Annotated in this window: 18 protein-coding genes; 9 read left to right on the top strand and 9 right to left on the bottom strand. The window is 67.1% G+C overall.

All coding sequences use genetic code 11. The features are described from left to right. Positions 1 to 225 precede the first annotated feature (225 nt). The 5 genes from GR303_RS06015 to GR303_RS05995 all read left to right on the top strand — a co-directional run bounded on the left by GR303_RS06015 (position 226) and on the right by GR303_RS05995 (position 4,312). Positions 226 to 945 carry a Tim44/TimA family putative adaptor protein gene (locus GR303_RS06015; RefSeq protein WP_161725491.1) on the top strand — a complete coding sequence of 240 codons (720 nt, stop codon included), beginning with the start codon at positions 226 to 228 and terminating at the stop codon, positions 943 to 945. Continuing rightward, complete coding sequence (mltA, locus tag GR303_RS06010) at positions 942 to 2,114, top strand: murein transglycosylase A (protein WP_161725492.1); 1,173 nt, start codon at positions 942 to 944, stop codon at positions 2,112 to 2,114. The genes GR303_RS06015 and mltA overlap by 4 nt, the downstream gene beginning before the upstream one ends. Next, entirely contained in the window at positions 2,111 to 2,677 is a 567-nt protein-coding gene (locus GR303_RS06005) for a Smr/MutS family protein (protein WP_161725493.1), read from the top strand. The genes mltA and GR303_RS06005 overlap by 4 nt, the downstream gene beginning before the upstream one ends. Positions 2,678 to 2,681: 4 nt before the next feature. Next, the gene (locus GR303_RS06000) at positions 2,682 to 3,098 is read left to right on the top strand and encodes a helix-turn-helix domain-containing protein (RefSeq protein WP_161725494.1); all 417 of its coding nucleotides are present in this window, start codon (positions 2,682 to 2,684) and stop codon (positions 3,096 to 3,098) included. Between the two features lie 212 nt (positions 3,099 to 3,310). Next, positions 3,311 to 4,312 carry an adenosine kinase gene (locus tag GR303_RS05995; protein WP_161725495.1) on the top strand — a complete coding sequence of 334 codons (1,002 nt, stop codon included), beginning with the start codon at positions 3,311 to 3,313 and terminating at the stop codon, positions 4,310 to 4,312. Positions 4,313 to 4,531: 219 nt separating this feature from the next. On the opposite strand, the gene GR303_RS05990 is transcribed toward GR303_RS05995, so the two are convergent. From GR303_RS05990 to hisB, 9 genes are all read right to left on the bottom strand, one after another. Beyond that, positions 4,532 to 5,032 (bottom strand): YidH family protein, encoded by a 501-nt coding sequence (locus GR303_RS05990; RefSeq protein WP_161725496.1) that lies wholly within the window; start codon positions 5,030 to 5,032, stop codon positions 4,532 to 4,534. Between the two features lie 56 nt (positions 5,033 to 5,088). Next, positions 5,089 to 6,066, bottom strand: a complete 978-nt coding sequence (coaA, locus tag GR303_RS05985; protein ID WP_161725497.1) for a type I pantothenate kinase — start codon at positions 6,064 to 6,066, stop codon at positions 5,089 to 5,091. A 20-nt stretch (positions 6,067 to 6,086) separates the two neighbouring features. Next, positions 6,087 to 6,407 (bottom strand): phosphoribosyl-ATP diphosphatase, encoded by a 321-nt coding sequence (locus GR303_RS05980; protein WP_161725498.1) that lies wholly within the window; start codon positions 6,405 to 6,407, stop codon positions 6,087 to 6,089. Continuing rightward, positions 6,404 to 6,916: a hypothetical protein gene (locus GR303_RS05975; protein ID WP_161725499.1), complete on the bottom strand. Its 513-nt coding sequence runs from the start codon at positions 6,914 to 6,916 to the stop codon at positions 6,404 to 6,406. The genes GR303_RS05980 and GR303_RS05975 overlap by 4 nt, the downstream gene beginning before the upstream one ends. 4 nt (positions 6,917 to 6,920) lie before the next feature. Further along, positions 6,921 to 7,703: an imidazole glycerol phosphate synthase subunit HisF gene (gene hisF, locus GR303_RS05970; RefSeq protein WP_161725500.1), complete on the bottom strand. Its 783-nt coding sequence runs from the start codon at positions 7,701 to 7,703 to the stop codon at positions 6,921 to 6,923. Between the two features lie 137 nt (positions 7,704 to 7,840). Next, positions 7,841 to 8,596, bottom strand: coding sequence for a 1-(5-phosphoribosyl)-5-[(5-phosphoribosylamino)methylideneamino]imidazole-4-carboxamide isomerase (hisA, locus tag GR303_RS05965; RefSeq protein WP_343038486.1), 756 nt, complete (start codon positions 8,594 to 8,596; stop codon positions 7,841 to 7,843). Beyond that, entirely contained in the window at positions 8,584 to 9,234 is a 651-nt protein-coding gene (gene hisH, locus GR303_RS05960) for an imidazole glycerol phosphate synthase subunit HisH (protein WP_161725502.1), read from the bottom strand. The genes hisA and hisH overlap by 13 nt, the downstream gene beginning before the upstream one ends. Further along, on the bottom strand, positions 9,231 to 9,722 hold the full coding sequence (locus tag GR303_RS05955) for a DUF2628 domain-containing protein (protein WP_161725503.1): 492 nt from the start codon (positions 9,720 to 9,722) through the stop codon (positions 9,231 to 9,233). The genes hisH and GR303_RS05955 overlap by 4 nt, the downstream gene beginning before the upstream one ends. 61 nt (positions 9,723 to 9,783) lie before the next feature. Next, positions 9,784 to 10,371 (bottom strand): imidazoleglycerol-phosphate dehydratase HisB, encoded by a 588-nt coding sequence (hisB, locus tag GR303_RS05950; protein WP_161725518.1) that lies wholly within the window; start codon positions 10,369 to 10,371, stop codon positions 9,784 to 9,786. A 412-nt stretch (positions 10,372 to 10,783) separates the two neighbouring features. Here hisB and hslV point away from each other — a divergent pair, with 412 nt between their 5' ends. The 4 genes from hslV to GR303_RS05930 all read left to right on the top strand — a co-directional run bounded on the left by hslV (position 10,784) and on the right by GR303_RS05930 (position 14,710). Beyond that, a complete protein-coding gene (gene hslV / locus GR303_RS05945) occupies positions 10,784 to 11,308 on the top strand; it encodes an ATP-dependent protease subunit HslV (protein ID WP_161725519.1) in 525 nt (174 codons plus the stop codon). Then, positions 11,308 to 12,015, top strand: a complete 708-nt coding sequence (locus tag GR303_RS05940; protein WP_246205731.1) for a hypothetical protein — start codon at positions 11,308 to 11,310, stop codon at positions 12,013 to 12,015. The genes hslV and GR303_RS05940 overlap by 1 nt, the downstream gene beginning before the upstream one ends. Before the next feature lie 368 nt (positions 12,016 to 12,383). Further along, positions 12,384 to 13,691: an ATP-dependent protease ATPase subunit HslU gene (gene hslU, locus GR303_RS05935; protein ID WP_161725504.1), complete on the top strand. Its 1,308-nt coding sequence runs from the start codon at positions 12,384 to 12,386 to the stop codon at positions 13,689 to 13,691. Between the two features lie 248 nt (positions 13,692 to 13,939). Continuing rightward, positions 13,940 to 14,710 (top strand): endonuclease III domain-containing protein, encoded by a 771-nt coding sequence (locus tag GR303_RS05930; RefSeq protein WP_161725505.1) that lies wholly within the window; start codon positions 13,940 to 13,942, stop codon positions 14,708 to 14,710. The last annotated feature ends 70 nt before the right edge of the window (positions 14,711 to 14,780 follow it).

Below are 14,780 nucleotides of genomic sequence, written 5' to 3'. Positions count from 1 at the left end.
GGACAGAACATTACGTCGGCAAAGCGCCGGCTCGCTTCGGGCCATGGACTTCCGCGCTACCATGCTTCTCATGGGCGAAGCAAGATTTGAGGCGGCGCCTTGCTTGTCGGGGCCGGAGGTGGATGTTACGACCTCAAGACCCCATATGCGAAGGATGACACCTTCGCCTCCTCGGCACAACGCCCGGCGACGTTCGGGCGCGGGCAGGCTCACAACGGATCGACGATGCAGGATTCCTTCGACATCACGACCCTCATTTTCATCGTACTCGCCGTCTTCGTCATCTGGCGCCTGCGCTCCGTGCTCGGGCAGAAAACCGGCAACGAGCAGCCGCCCTTCGACCCGCTGCGCCGGGATGCGCCCCTGCGTCCGGGCAATGCGCCTGCCGAGCCCGATCACAATGTGGTGCGCCTCCCCGGCGCCAACGGCGCCCGCCCGGCGGCCGAGGTTCCGCCGGCGGAGCGCTGGAAGGGCATCGCCGAGCCGGGCACGCCCATGGCCCAGTCCCTGGACGGCATCGCGCGGCTCGAGCCCGGCTTCGACGCCGCCGAGTTCCTCGAGGGCGCCAAGGCCGCCTACGAGATGATCGTCACCGCCTTCGCCCAAGGGGACCGCAAGACCCTCAAGGACCTGCTCTCCCGCGAGGTTTACGAGGGCTTCGAGCGCGCCATCACCGAGCGCGAGCGCCGGGGCGAGACGGTGGAGACCACCTTCGTCTCCATCGACAAGGCGGAGATCGCGGGCGTGGAGCTCCAGGGCAAGACGGCCCAGATCGTGGTGCGCTTCCTCTCCAAGCTGATCACCGCCACCCGCGACGCCTCCGGCACCGTGGTCGACGGCAGCCCCGAGGCCGTGGCCGACGTCACCGATGTCTGGACCTTCGCCCGCACGCTCGGCAGCCGCGATCCCAACTGGCTCCTCGTGGCGACCGAAGCGGGGCAATGAGGGATGCGGGCCGGGCACTTCTTGCCAGCCTCGCCGTCTGGGCGCTGATCATGTCAGGGGCTGCGGCCGGCCCGGCGCCGACGGACCTTGCGCGCCTGGAACCCCTCGCCTTCCAGGATCTTGCCGGCTGGGAGGCGGACGACCACGCCGCCGCCTTCCGGGCCTTCCTGCGCTCCTGCCGCGCGCTCGACGCCAGCGCCCAGGCCCTGCGGCCGGCGCAGCCGCCGCAGCCCGGTCTTCTCTCCGTCTGCCGCGAGGCCCTCAGGAACCCCGACGCGGGCCGGGCGGAAGCGAGGCGCTTCTTCGAGGCCCATTTCCGGCCCTATGCGGTCGTTCCCCATGGCGGCGGCGGCTTTCTCACCGGCTATTACGAGCCCGAGTTCAGGGGCTCCCGCACCCCTGACGGCCCCTATAGGGTTCCCCTCCTCGACCGGCCGGAGGATCTGGTCACCATCCCGCAGGGGGAGACCCTGCCGGGGATCGACAAGGGCCTCCAGGCCGCCCGGCGCACCGGGAGCGGCTACGAGCCCTATCCCGACCGGGCCGCGATCGAGGAAGGCGCCCTCGGGACGCAGGCCAAGCCCATCGTCTGGCTCCGCGAGCCGGGCGAGGCCTTCATCATCCATGTGCAGGGCTCGGCCCGCATCCGCCTCACCGACGGCTCGGTGATGCGCGTGGCCTATGCCGGGCGCAACGGCCACCCCTACACCTCCATCGGCCGCCTGCTGGTGCAGCGGGGCGAGATGGACCTGGAGACCATGACCCTCGACAAGCTCATGGGCTGGCTCAAGGACAACCCGGAGCCCGCCAGGGCCCTGATGCGGCAGAACCGCTCCTACATCTTCTTCCGCGAGGCGGCGGAGCTCGCCCCCGAGGACGGTCCCATCGGCGGGGCGGGCCATCCCCTCGTGCCGGGCCGGAGCCTGGCGGTGGACCGCTCCCTCTGGCCCTATGGCCTGCCGGTCTGGCTCGACGGCCGGCTGCCCCTTACCCTCGACGAGGCGGAGCCCCTGCAGCGGCTCATGATCGCGCAGGATACGGGCTCGGCCATCGTCGGTCCCGCCCGGGGCGACTTCTTCTTCGGCAGCGGCGCGGAGGCGGGGCGCCGCGCCGGACTCCTGCGCCATCCCGTGCGCTTCGTGGTTCTTCAGCCCAAGCCCCGTTCATGACCCGCAAAAGCCGCACCCGCCAGCTCAGCCCCGAGGAGAAGCGGCTCTGGTCCCACGTGGCCCGGCACGTGAGGCCCATGCAGGGCAAAGCGCTGCCGCCGGAGCCCGAGCCCGAGGAGAAGCCCGCCACGGCCCCTGCTCCGCAGAGGACCGCGCCCGTTGCCGTCCTGCCCCCTCTCCCGCCCCAGAAACCCGCCCTGCCGCCGCTGGCTCCCGTGGAGCGCAAGACGCTCCAGGCCCTGCGCCGGGGCCGGAGGGACGTGGACAGCGTGATCGACCTGCACGGGATGCGCCAGGAGGAGGCGCATTTCGCCCTCCTGAGCTTCCTGCACCGGGCGCAGAGCTCCGGCCATGCCCTCGTTCTCGTGATCACCGGCAAGGGGGGCGCTGCGGTGAGCAACGGATCGTTCGAGGAGCGCGGGGTCTTGAGGCGCATGGTGCCGCACTGGCTGCGCCTGCCCGACCTGCGCCCCCTGGTGATCGGCTTCGAGGAGGCCTCTCCCCAGCATGGCGGATCCGGTGCACTCTATGTCAGGCTCCGCCGGCGGCGGGGTGTGGGGTAAATCAATGACTCCCTTCGGCGAACGGGTGCGGCAGCTGCGCCGCGAGCGCGGCCTGATGCTCAAGGACATGGCGGCGCATCTGGGCGTGTCGAGCGCCTATCTCTCGGCCCTGGAGCGCGGCGAGCGCGGCAAGCCCACCTGGACCCTGATCCAGGGCGTGCTGCAGTATTTCCACATCATCTGGGACGAGGCCGACGAGCTCACCCGCCTTGCCGACCTCTCCGATCCGCGCGTGAAGATCGACACGGCCAACACGGACCCGCGCGCGACGCTTCTGGCCAACCGCCTGGCGCGGGAGATCCGCGGCCTCACGCCGGACGAGCTCGAGCAGATGCTGTCCGTCCTCGACCAGGCGCAGGAGCGGGAGCGGAAGGCTGTGTATGACGGTCTCTCTTCCCTCCCCCTTGCGGGGAGGGATTGAGGGTGGGGGTCGTAAAGTCGGAGTGGTGCACCTCATTATGAAAGCATGCGATCAATACAACGCCATTCTTGCCTGACCGCTCACCCGGTCTAACCACCCCCACCCCTAACCCCTCCCCGCAAGGGGGAGGGAAAACGCTGCGCCGCCTCAGCCCTTGACCTCCCCTGCCCCGGATGCGAAAGCGCCCCGTCTTTCCATAACCCCGGTGGCTCATGTCCCAGACCCGCATCGACGTTCTCACCCTCGGCAACGCCATCGTTGACGTGCTCGCCCATACGGACGAGGCCTTCCTGCTCAGCAAGAAGGTGCACAAGGGCGCCATGCAGCTCATCGACGAGGCGCGGGCGGAGGAGCTCTACAACGACATGGGCCCGGCGATCATCGTGTCGGGCGGGTCGGGCGCCAACACGGCGGCGGGCGCGGCCTCCTTCGGCGTGAAGGCGGGCTTCATCGGCAAGGTGAAGAACGACGAGACGGGAAAACTCTTCGCCCACGACCTCAAGGCCATCGACGTTCACTACGACGTGGCCCTCGCCGAGGACGGCCCCGCCACGGCGCGCAGCTTCATCCTGGTGACGCCGGACGGCGAGCGCACCATGAACACCTATCTCGGCGCCTGCCAGAACCTCACCCCCGACGACGTGAACCCGGACACGGTGCGCGCTTCCAGCATCGTCTATCTCGAAGGCTATCTCTGGGACCCGCCGGCCGCGAAGGAGGCTTTCCGCAAGGCGGTCAAGATCGCGCACGAGGCCGGCAACAAGGTGGCGCTCACCCTCTCCGACGCCTTCTGCGTCGACCGCTACCGCGACGAGTTCCTAGGGTTGATGCGGGATGGGAGCCTCGACATCCTCTTCGCCAACATCCACGAGCTGCAGAGCCTCTACGGCACGTCGGACGCCGACACGGCGCTCGCGGCTTTGCGCGAGGAGAACGTGCTCGGCGCCATCACCCGCTCGGCCGAAGGGGCGCTGATCGTGAGCCGCGGCGAGACCAGGGCCGTGCCGGCCTTCCCCGTGGAGCGCGTGGTCGACACCACCGGCGCCGGCGACCTCTTCGCCTCGGGCTTCCTCGCCGGCCTCGTGAAGAATATGGATCTCACCGACTGCGCCCGCCTCGGGGGGCTCGCCGCCGCCGAGATCATCAGCCATCTCGGCGCCCGCCCGCAGACGAGCCTCAAGGAGCTGGCGCAGCAGCAGGGTTTGTTGGGGTAACGGCAGCGAGGCGCTCTTCCCTCCCCCTTGCAGGGAGGGATTGAGGGTGGGGGTCGCAAAGTTGGAATGCGCACTTGATCCAGAAGGCATGAAGGCTGCTACAGCACCTCACCTCTCCCTCAGGGAGAGGTGTTCCCGCGCCTGACTCAGCCGTAGCTCAACCCAGTCAGACCACCCCCACCTCTAGCTCCTCCCCGCAAGGGGGAGGAGAAATCGTGCTCAATCCCCGCCCGTCCGCCCGAACCAGATGCTGATCAGGGCCGCCAGCGCGACCAGCGCCAGGAAGCCGTTGAAGAGCACGAACAGGAACGGCGGAATGCGCGGCACGTCGGGCTGAGGCGGCTGTGCGCCCTGGAAAAGCTGGCGCCAGACGGCGGCCGCGAAGCAGAAGGCGCTGAAGAGCACCAGGATCGAGCCGGTGGAGATGATCATCCAGTCCGGCACGACGCCCTCCAGGAGCTTCTTCGCGCCGATGCCGGAGGCGAGCGAGGCCAGGCCCGTGCGCACCCAGGCGGCGTAGGTGCGCTCGGCGGCGAAGACGGTGCGGTTCGCGGCAAGCTCCGTGCGCCGGTCGGCGCTGTCCTTCAACTGAACGGTGGCTTGGGCGGTCGTCTTGGCCGCGGCCTGGGTGTGCTCCGCCGCCTCCTGGGTCTGGGCGGCCGCTTCCTTCGCGTGCTCGGCGCTGCGCTCGAGCTTTTCGTCGACGGGGTGGTTCGCCATGCATCCTCCGTTCATCCGGAGGCACAACGCCTAAGATTGCGAAATGGTTGGCGTGGTCACAGCCGCCGCAGCGCCACCGTCTCGATCCGGTGGCTCGGGCCTTTCTTCAGGATCAGGCTCGCCCGCTGGCGGGTTGGCACGATGTTCTCCTGCAGGTTCACCAGGTTGATGCGGTTCCACAACCCGTCGGCGATGGCGATCGCCTCCGCCTCGGGCAGCTCCGCATAGCGGCGGAAATAGGAGAGCGGGTCGCGGAAGGCGGTGTGGCGCAGGCGCAGGAAGCGGTTCACGTACCAGCGGTGCAGGTCCGCCTCGTCGGCGTCGATATAGACCGAGAAGTCGAAGAAGTCGGACACGAAGGGAATGGCCGTGCCGTCCTTGGGCATGCGCGCCGGCTGGAGCACGTTGAGCCCCTCGACGATGAGGATGTCCGGCCGGTCGACCACGGTCTCCTCGCCGGGCACCACGTCGTAGACGAGATGGGAATAGAGCGGCGCCTTCACGTTGCGCTTGCCCGCCTTGATGTCGGCCAAAAAGTGCAGGAGTTTTCCGGTGTCGTAGCTCTCCGGAAAGCCTTTCCGCTCCATGAGTCCCAGCCGCGTCAGCTCCGCGTTGGGCAGGAGGAAGCCGTCCGTGGTGACGAGGTCCACCTTCGGGGTGTTGGGCCAGCGGGCGAGCAGCGCCTTCAGCACGCGGGCGGTGGTGGACTTGCCCACCGCCACCGAGCCCGCCACGCCGATGATGTAGGGTACCTTCTGCTCCTTCTCGGCCAGCAGGAAGCGCTGGGTCGCCTTGAACAGGCCTTGCGTCGCCGCGACGTAGAGGGAGAGCAGGCGCGAGAGCGGCAGGTAGATCGCCGCCACCTCGTCCAGCGAGATCGGATCGTTGAGGGATTGCAGCTGCACCACCTCCTCGGCGGTCAGCGTCATCGGCGCGTCGGCGCGCAGCTTCGCCCATTCGTCGCGGGAAAAGACCCGGTAGGGCGAGAGGCCGTTATCGGTCTCGGGGGTGGAAACCACGTTGGGCTGGTCCATGCGAACCACCTCTTTCCGGTTTAGGCCTTGCGGGCGGCTTTCTCCGCGAGACCCGACTGCGCCGTGCGGCGCTCCAGTTCGGCCATGACGTCACTTAGCGGAATATCGGCGCCCTGCAACACGACCAAAAGATGATACAGCACGTCCGCCGCTTCCGCCGTGAGGTTTTCGCGGTCGCCCTGCACGGCCGCGATGGCGGCTTCCACCGCCTCCTCGCCCAGCTTCTTGGCGGCCTTGGCGGGTCCACCGCCGATGAGCTTGGCCGTGTAGGACTCGGAGGCCGGCGCTGCGGCGCGCTCGGCGACGATGCGGGCGAGATCTTCAAGGGTGAAGGCGGTCATGGGGCGGTGCCTCTGATGATCCTGAGGTAACTATCCCAATCGAACCGCAAAGTCCTGTTGTAACTGCCGCGCCAGGACCGGATGCGCAGCTCCATCGGCCCGTCCGGGTATTCCTCGTAGGCCGAAAGCCGCTGCGGCACGTCCCATGAACTCGCCCGGGCTCGTCCCTCTTCCCAGATCGAGACGATGACCTTCTCCTCCCGCATCAGCGCATCGGCATGGCCGATCGCGGCCGGTCGGCCGTCCTCGCCATTGTAGCCCGTCGGCCAGGGAAAATGGGTGTGGTGGGTATCCATGCCCACCGTGACCTCGGCGCCATAGGTGGAGATCCAGAGCGGCTCCTGCCCCTCGGTGCCGGGCGGATTGGGAAACGCGATCTCCACGAACTGCGCGTCGGATACCTCGTCGGGCAAGGATTTCGCATGGTCGAGCCATGCGGGCCTGTGCTCTGCGAGATAGGCGACGACATCGCGGCTGACGCCATCCAGGGCGCTCGGATCGACGGCCATGGACCTACAGAACCGGGTCCAGCCGCATCTTCAGACCCTTTTCCGCCATATACCCCTTGGCCTCGGAGATCGTGTGCGTGCCGAAGTGGAAGATGGAGGCCGCGAGCACCGCGCTGGCATGGCCCTTCTCGACGCCGTCGACCAGGTGGTCGAGATTGCCGACGCCGCCCGACGCGATGACGGGAACGGAGACCGCGTCCGCGATGGCGCGCACCAGCGCGAGATCGTAGCCGCCCTTGGTGCCGTCCCGGTCCATGGAGGTGACGAGCAACTCCCCTGCCCCGAGCGCCGCCACCTGCCTGGCGAAGGCGATGGCGTCGATGCCGGTGGCGTTGCGCCCGCCATGGGTGAAGATCTCCCAACGCGGAGGCTCGCCCTCGCCCGACACCCGCTTGGCGTCGATGGCGACGACGATGCACTGGCTGCCGAATTTTTCCGCGGCCTCGCGCACGAAATCCGGGTTCTTCACCGCGGCGGTGTTGATCGACACCTTGTCGGCGCCGGCGAGCAGCAGGTTGCGGATGTCCTCCACGGTCCGGACACCGCCGCCCACGGTGAGCGGCATGAAGCAGGCCTCCGCCGTGCGCCGCACCACGTCGAGCAGGATCCCCCTCGCCTCGTGGCTCGCCGTGATGTCGAGGAAGCAGAGCTCGTCGGCACCGGCCGCGTCATAGGCCTTGGCGGCCTCCACCGGATCGCCCGCATCGACGAGGTCGACGAACTGCACGCCCTTCACGACGCGCCCGTCCTTCACGTCGAGGCAGGGAATGAGGCGAACTTTCAGCATGGTTCACTCTTAATCACCTTCCCCTTGAGGGGGAAGGTCGGACCGCAGGGTCCGGGATGGGGTGGATGCGCGAGGCGTGCAGAACGGGGTATTTCCACCCCACCCCGCCGCTGCTCGCGCAGCGTCGACCCTCCCCCTCAAGGGGAGGATGGAGCGGGCACTTGTCTCAACAGCGCCAGCGCCTCGACCGGGTCGATGCGCCCGTCATAGAGCGCGCGGCCGGAGATGGCGCCGTCGAGCACGGCGCAGTCGGGCTGGGCGAGGCGCTCGATGTCGGCCATGGAGGCGAGGCCCCCCGAGGCGATGACCGGAATCGAGACCGCGCGGGCTAAACTCAAGGTCATCGGGAAGTTGAGACCTTTCAGGATGCCGTCGCGGGCGATGTCCGTGTAGATGATGGCGGCGACGCCCGCATCCTCGAACCGGCGGCCGAGTTCTTCGGCCGAGAGGGTCGAGGTCTGGGCCCAGCCCTCCACGGCGACCTTTCCGTCCTTGGCGTCGATGCCGACCGCGATCCTGCCCGGATGGAGCCGCGCGGCCTCGCGCACGAAGTCGGGATCGCGCACGGCGGCCGTGCCGATGATGACGCGGGACACGCCCTTGCCGAGCCAGCCCTCCACGGTCTTCATGTCGCGGATGCCGCCGCCGAGCTGCACGGGAATTTTCACGCGCTTCAGGATGTTTTCGACGGCTTCCGCATTCATCGGCTTGCCGGCGAAGGCCCCGTCGAGATCGACCACGTGCAGCCACTCGAACCCTTGCGCCTCGAAGGTGGCGGCCTGGTCGGCGGGATCGTCGTTGAAGACCGTGGCCTGGTCCATGTCGCCCTGGATCAGGCGGACGCAGCGGCCCTCTTTGAGGTCGATGGCAGGATAGAGGATCACGGACGCCACCTCAAAAAATTGGCGATGAGCTTGAGGCCGAGCGCCTGGCTCTTTTCGGGATGGAACTGCGCGCCGACGAGGTTGTCCCGCCCGACGATGGCGGTCACCGGCCCGCCGTAATCGGTGGTGGCGACCACGTCGGCCGGGTCTGCCGGCGTCAGCGCATAGGAATGGACGAAATAGGCATGCAGCCCGTCGGGACCCAGGGGGATGCCGTCGAGCAGGGGGTGCGGCTTCGTCTGGGTCAGCGTGTTCCAGCCCATATGCGGGATCTTCAAGGAGGGATTATTCGGCGCGATGGGTTTCACGTCGCCATGGATCCAGTCGAGACCGTAGCTTGTGGTGTGCTCGAGGCCTCGTGTGGCCATGAGCTGCATGCCGACGCAGATGCCGAAGAAGGGGCGCTTGTCCTCGTGGACGCGCCGCTGCAGCACCTCCACCATGCCGGGCACGGAATCGAGGCCGCGGCGGCAATCGGCGAAGGCGCCGACGCCGGGCAGCACGATCCGGTCGGCCCTGGCGACGGCGTTCGGATCGGACGAGACGGCAATGGGTAAGTCGAGCTCCGCCTCCCTGGCCGCCCGCTCGAAGGCCTTGGCGGCGGAATGCAGGTTGCCGGACCCGTAATCGATGATGACGACGCTCACCGGGGACGCTCCGCATCGGGGAAGAGGCCGATCACCGGCTCGGACCGCCTCGGGGTGGACAGGATCGGCGACGGCGCCGGGCTGCGGGGCAGGGGGGCCGACTTGGCATCGAGCCAGCGGGCGAAGGCCTTTGTCTCCGCCTCGTCCTGGTCGGCGGCCGTGACGGCATCGACGGCCGGCCGGCCGCGGCGGGCGAGCGTCCACCGCCTGAGGCTGTTGGCCTCGAGCCCGATCAGGGCCTGCAGCAGGAGCTGGGCGACAGAGGCGGCCAGCGGATGCACGTCCAGGGCGGCCATGAGGCCGCCGAAGGCCAGAACGAGGAGCAGCACGGCCAGGCCCGCAAGCCACAGCCGGTGGACGAAGAACCACAGGAAGGTGAAGAGGAAGGCGCCCCAGGAGAACGCATCCTTCACGAGCTCGGATTCGTCCAAAGCGCTCGGATCACCCGGCCGCGCATCGCGCGGGAGGTGCAGGGTATAGGTGGTCATGGCAGCGTATCCTCAAGGTCCTGTCCGGCGGGGTGCCCGGCAGGAGGTCTCTTCAACGGATCTAGAGCGTTCCCTTGGTGGAGGGAACGCGGCCCTCCTCCCTTGGGTCCAGGGCGACGGCCTGACGCAGAACCCGGCCCAGCCCCTTGAAGCAGCTCTCGGCGATATGGTGGCTGTTCTCGCCGTAGAGCGTCTCCACATGGAGGGTGAGCCCCGCCTGGATGGCCAAGGCCTGGAAGAACTCGCGCACCAGCTCGGTGTCGAAGGCGCCGATCTTCTCCGTAGGGAAGCGGGTCCGGAACACGAGGAAGGGACGGCCCGAGATGTCGAGGGCGACGCGCGTCAGGGTCTCGTCCATCGGCAGATGGATGTCGGCATAGCGCGTGATGCCCTTCTTGTCGCCAAGCGCCTTCAGGATGGCTTGTCCTAAGGCGATCCCGGTATCCTCGGTGGTATGATGCTGGTCCACATGCAGGTCGCCGGCGACCTTCACGGTCAGGTCGAACTGGCCGTGTCGGGCAAAGAGTTCGAGCATGTGGTCGAGGAAGCCGACCCCCGTGGAGATCTCGGCCTTGCCGGTGCCGTCGAGGGCGATCGACAGGGCGATATCGGTCTCGGCGGTGCGACGGCTGACGCTCGCGGAGCGCATCATCCAAATCCTTTGGGAACAAGAGACGAGGCGTTCTAGCAAGGAGCGTGGAGAATTGCCACCACCGACGTGTTTCCCTCCCCCTTGCGGGAGGGGCAGGGGTGGGGGTGGTGCGACTGGGTGAGATATTTGCGTCATGGCCGGGCCTGTCCCGGCCATCCCGATGCTATAAGGCGCGGCGCCTTTCGCATCGGGATCACCGGCACAAGGCCGGTGATGGCGTGGAGGGAAGGGCCTCGCCGATATCTACCGAGCGCAGCGTTCCGACTTTGCGACCCCCACCCTCAATCCCTCCCCGCAAGGGGGAGGGAAGCCCCGCGTTGTTTTCAGGCCGCGAATGCTTAAGTGAGGTTCCAAACGCTGACTTCCCGCCCGCCGGAGCCCTGCCTTGTCCGAAGAAGCCGCCCCCCGCATGCATGCCACCACCATCCTCATGGTCCGGAGAGGAGGCCGCGTCGTCATCGGCGGCGACGGGCAGGTGAGCCTCGGCCAGACCGTGGTGAAGGGCAATGCGAAGAAGGTCCGGCGCCTCGCCAAGGGCGGCGTGATCGGCGGCTTCGCCGGCTCCACGGCGGATGCCTTCACCCTGTTCGAGCGCCTCGAGGCCAAGCTCGAGCAATATCCCGGCCAGCTCACCCGCGCCTGCGTCGAGCTCACCAAGGATTGGCGCACCGACCGCTACCTGCGCCGCCTGGAGGCGATGATGCTGGTGGCCGACAAGGAGGTGGGCCTGCTGCTCTCCGGCGCCGGCGACGTGCTGGAGCCGGAAAACGGCATCATGGCCATCGGCTCGGGCGGCAACTACGCGCTCGCGGCCGCGCGGGCGCTCGCCGAATACGAGACGGACCCGGAGACCATCGTGCGCCGATCTCTTTCCATCGCGGCCGAAATATGCGTCTATACCAATAGTAATATTGTTATAGAAAGCCTCGATTAATGATCACCGATGCCGTCCTCGAACAGGGAGTTGTCCGAGGGATTGTGACGAACCAGCAGGTCAGTGACCTGCGCAAACTGGCCCATGATATGGCCGCTGCGGCGGCACCTGAGCCGGAGGACGACGAGAAGCTGCGCTTCGTGACAGGGTTCAGCGATATTTTCGTGACGCTCGGCATTGGGCTCTTTACGGGTGCGCTTTGGTTTTTGTCGAAGCAAGTCACCGGTCCTCTGGCTACATGGGGCTTGCTTGTCGTTGTATCATGGCTCTTGGCGGAGTTCTTCACTCGGCGCCGGCGTATGGCGCTTCCCAGCATTGTTCTGCTGTGTCTCTTCAGTGTCTCTCTCTTCAAGGTAGCGGATACTCTTTTCGCCGCGATAGAACCGGTGAACTTGAAGCCTGGATTCCTGGACCTTCTCGGGATTGCTTCGAAATCGATGGGCTCCGTTGTCATCTCTGCCCTGCTGACTATGGTGATGCTGGCCGTTCACTATTGGCGCTTTCGGGTGCCGATCACCATTGCAGCGGCCATCACGGCCCTAGTCACGGCGGTTCTTGGAACGATATTCTCGATCTTCCCTGACCTTCCACAATGGGGTGTGGCGCTGGTTATCTTCGTTACAGGCTGCGCTGTGTTTGTTCTGGCGATGCGCTTCGATCTCTCCGATCCAGAGCGAGTCACCCGGCGTAACGACATTGCCTTCTGACTGCATATGCTGGCAGCGCCTCTCATCGTTCATCCACTGATCTCGCACATCGCTGTGCACAACGATCTCCTGCCTAAGGCGGTCATGCCGGTGGCAGTGCTCCTTATCTTTATTCTGCTCGCTGCCGTAGCTGTTGTAATCGACAGACGCGCGATGCTCGTCTCGGGTTTGAGCTATGCCGGATTCGCCTTTTCATCTCTGATTTCGCAGATAGGCCTTACTGATCGCACTTGGCCGGTGACCCTCCTCGCCCTCGGTGCCTTCGTTCTCCTGCTCAGCGCGGGCTGGCGTCCGGTTCGCACCGCTCTCCTGCGACTTCTTCCCTTACATCTTGCGCGACGGCTGCCACACCCCATTCTTTCGTCATCATGACCACCTTTTCTCCCCGCGAAATCGTTTCCGAACTCGACCGCTACATCGTCGGCCAGAACGATGCCAAGCGCGCCGTCGCCATCGCCCTGCGCAATCGCTGGCGCCGGCAGCAGCTCGAAGGTTCACTGCGCGAGGAGGTGGCGCCCAAGAACATCCTCATGATCGGCCCCACCGGCTGCGGCAAGACCGAGATCTCGCGCCGTCTCGCCAAGCTCGCGGGCGCGCCCTTCCTCAAGGTCGAGGCGACCAAGTTCACGGAGGTGGGCTATGTGGGCCGCGACGTGGAGCAGATCGTGCGCGACCTCGTGGAGATCGGCATCGGCCTCGTGAAGGAGGAGCGCCGCCGCCAGGTGCAGGCGAAAGCGCACATCGCGGCGGAGGAGCGCGTGCTCGACGCGCTCGTCGGCGCCACGGCGAGCGCGGTCACCCGTGACGCGTTCCGCCGTAAGCTGCGCGCCAACGAGCTCGACGACAAGGAGATCGAGATCGAGCTGCAGCAGTCGGGCGGTGGGATGCCGATGTTCGAGATCCCGGGCATGCCGGGCGCGTCGGTGGGCGCGATCAACCTCTCCGACGTGTTCGGCAAGGCTTTCGGGGGCCAGCGCAAGACCCGCCGCACCACGGTGCGCGAGGCCTACGAGCCGCTGGTGACGGAAGAGGCCGACAAGATGCTCGACCAGGACGCCATCGTGCAGGAGGCCCTGCGCCAGGTGGAGAACAACGGCATCGTGTTCCTCGACGAGATCGACAAGATCGCCGGCCGCGAGGGCCGCACCGGCGCGGACGTGTCCCGCGAAGGCGTGCAGCGCGATCTCCTGCCCCTGATCGAGGGCACCACCGTCTCGACGAAATACGGGCCCGTGAAGACGGACCACATCCTCTTCATCGCGTCGGGCGCCTTCCACGTGTCGAAGCCCTCGGACCTTCTGCCCGAGCTGCAGGGCCGCCTGCCGATCCGCGTCGAGCTCTCACCGCTGACCGTCGAGGATTTCCGCCGCATCCTCACGGAGACGGAGGCGAGCCTGATCAAGCAATCCGTCGCCCTGATGAAGACGGAAGGCGTCGACCTCGTGTTCACGGAGGATGCCATCGATGCGCTGGCGCAGGTGGCGGTCGAGGTGAACAATACCGTCGAGAACATCGGCGCGCGCCGGTTGCAGACGGTGCTCGAGCGCGTGCTCGACGACGTGTCCTTCACCGCCCCCGACCGTTCCGGCGAGACGGTGACCATCGACGCTGCCTATGTGCGCGGCGAGGTGGAGTCGCTTGCCAAGAACACGGACCTGAGCCGGTTTATTTTGTAAAGCGACGTTGTCATCCCCGGCGAGCATAGCGAGGGAAGGGGATCCATAGCGTAGCGCATGGTTGTGGATTCCCTTCCTCTCCGCTGACGCTCCGGCCGGGAATGACACCCTCCTAGCCGTCATGGCCGGGCTTGTCCCGGCCATCCCGACCACATAAAGCGCGGCGTCTCTCCGCTCGGGATCACCGGCACAGGGCCGGTGATGACAGCGTTGTGGAACCGCCCCGCCGATTCGCGACTTGCCCCGGGATGAATCCGGAGCTGCAGGACCTGAAGGAGAAGGCGCTCGCCATCCACGAGCGCCTCTGCGCGGTCTATGGCTGCCCCATTCCGTATTTCCATTCCCTCGACCCCTTAAGCGAGCTGATCTCCTCGCTCCTGTCCCACCGCACCCGCAACGCGGATTCCGGGCGCGCCTTCAAGGCCCTGCGGGCACGCTTCAGCGATTGGCGCGCGCTCATGAACGCGCCGACGGAGGAGGTGGAGGCGACGATCGAAGGAGTGACCTGGCCGGAGCAGAAGGCGCCGCGCCTTCAGGCGGTGCTGCGCGCCGTCGAGGAGCGGCACGGCAGCCTCTCCCTCGATTTCCTCAAGGACATGCCGGTCACGGAGGCGCGGGCCTGGCTCGAGAGCATTCCGGGCATCGGACCGAAGACGAGCGCTGCGGTGCTCTCCTTCTCGGTGCTGCGCAAGGCGGCGCTTCCCGTGGACAGCCACCACCACCGGGTCGCCCAGCGCACGGGCCTCATCCCGCAATCGGTGGCGGTGGGGCCGTCCCATGGGGCGCTCGCCGCGCTCCTGCCGCAGGAATGGGACGCGCAACAGGTCTACGACCATCACGAGGTCATGATGCTGCACGGACAGCGCTGCTGCTTCTTCAAGAACCCCGCCTGCGGGCGCTGCGCGGTGCTGGATCTGTGTCCGACGGGGCAGGGGCGCCTGGAGGGCCGGCGGGCCATGCCCGCGAGGCCAGAACGGGAGGCGCCGGACCTTCCGGCCTCACGTTCCCGCGAGGGCTAGCCCGGAATTCCCAACATTGGGAACGACCTTGCGGCTTGAGCGTTCGCCTTGCAACATTGGAGGAAATCCC

Source organism: Microvirga arsenatis (assembly GCF_009910705.1).
In the GTDB taxonomy this organism is placed as follows: domain Bacteria; phylum Pseudomonadota; class Alphaproteobacteria; order Rhizobiales; family Beijerinckiaceae; genus Microvirga; species Microvirga arsenatis.
Note: the sequence above shows the minus strand (reverse complement) of the source record. Positions and strands in the feature narration are given on the sequence as shown.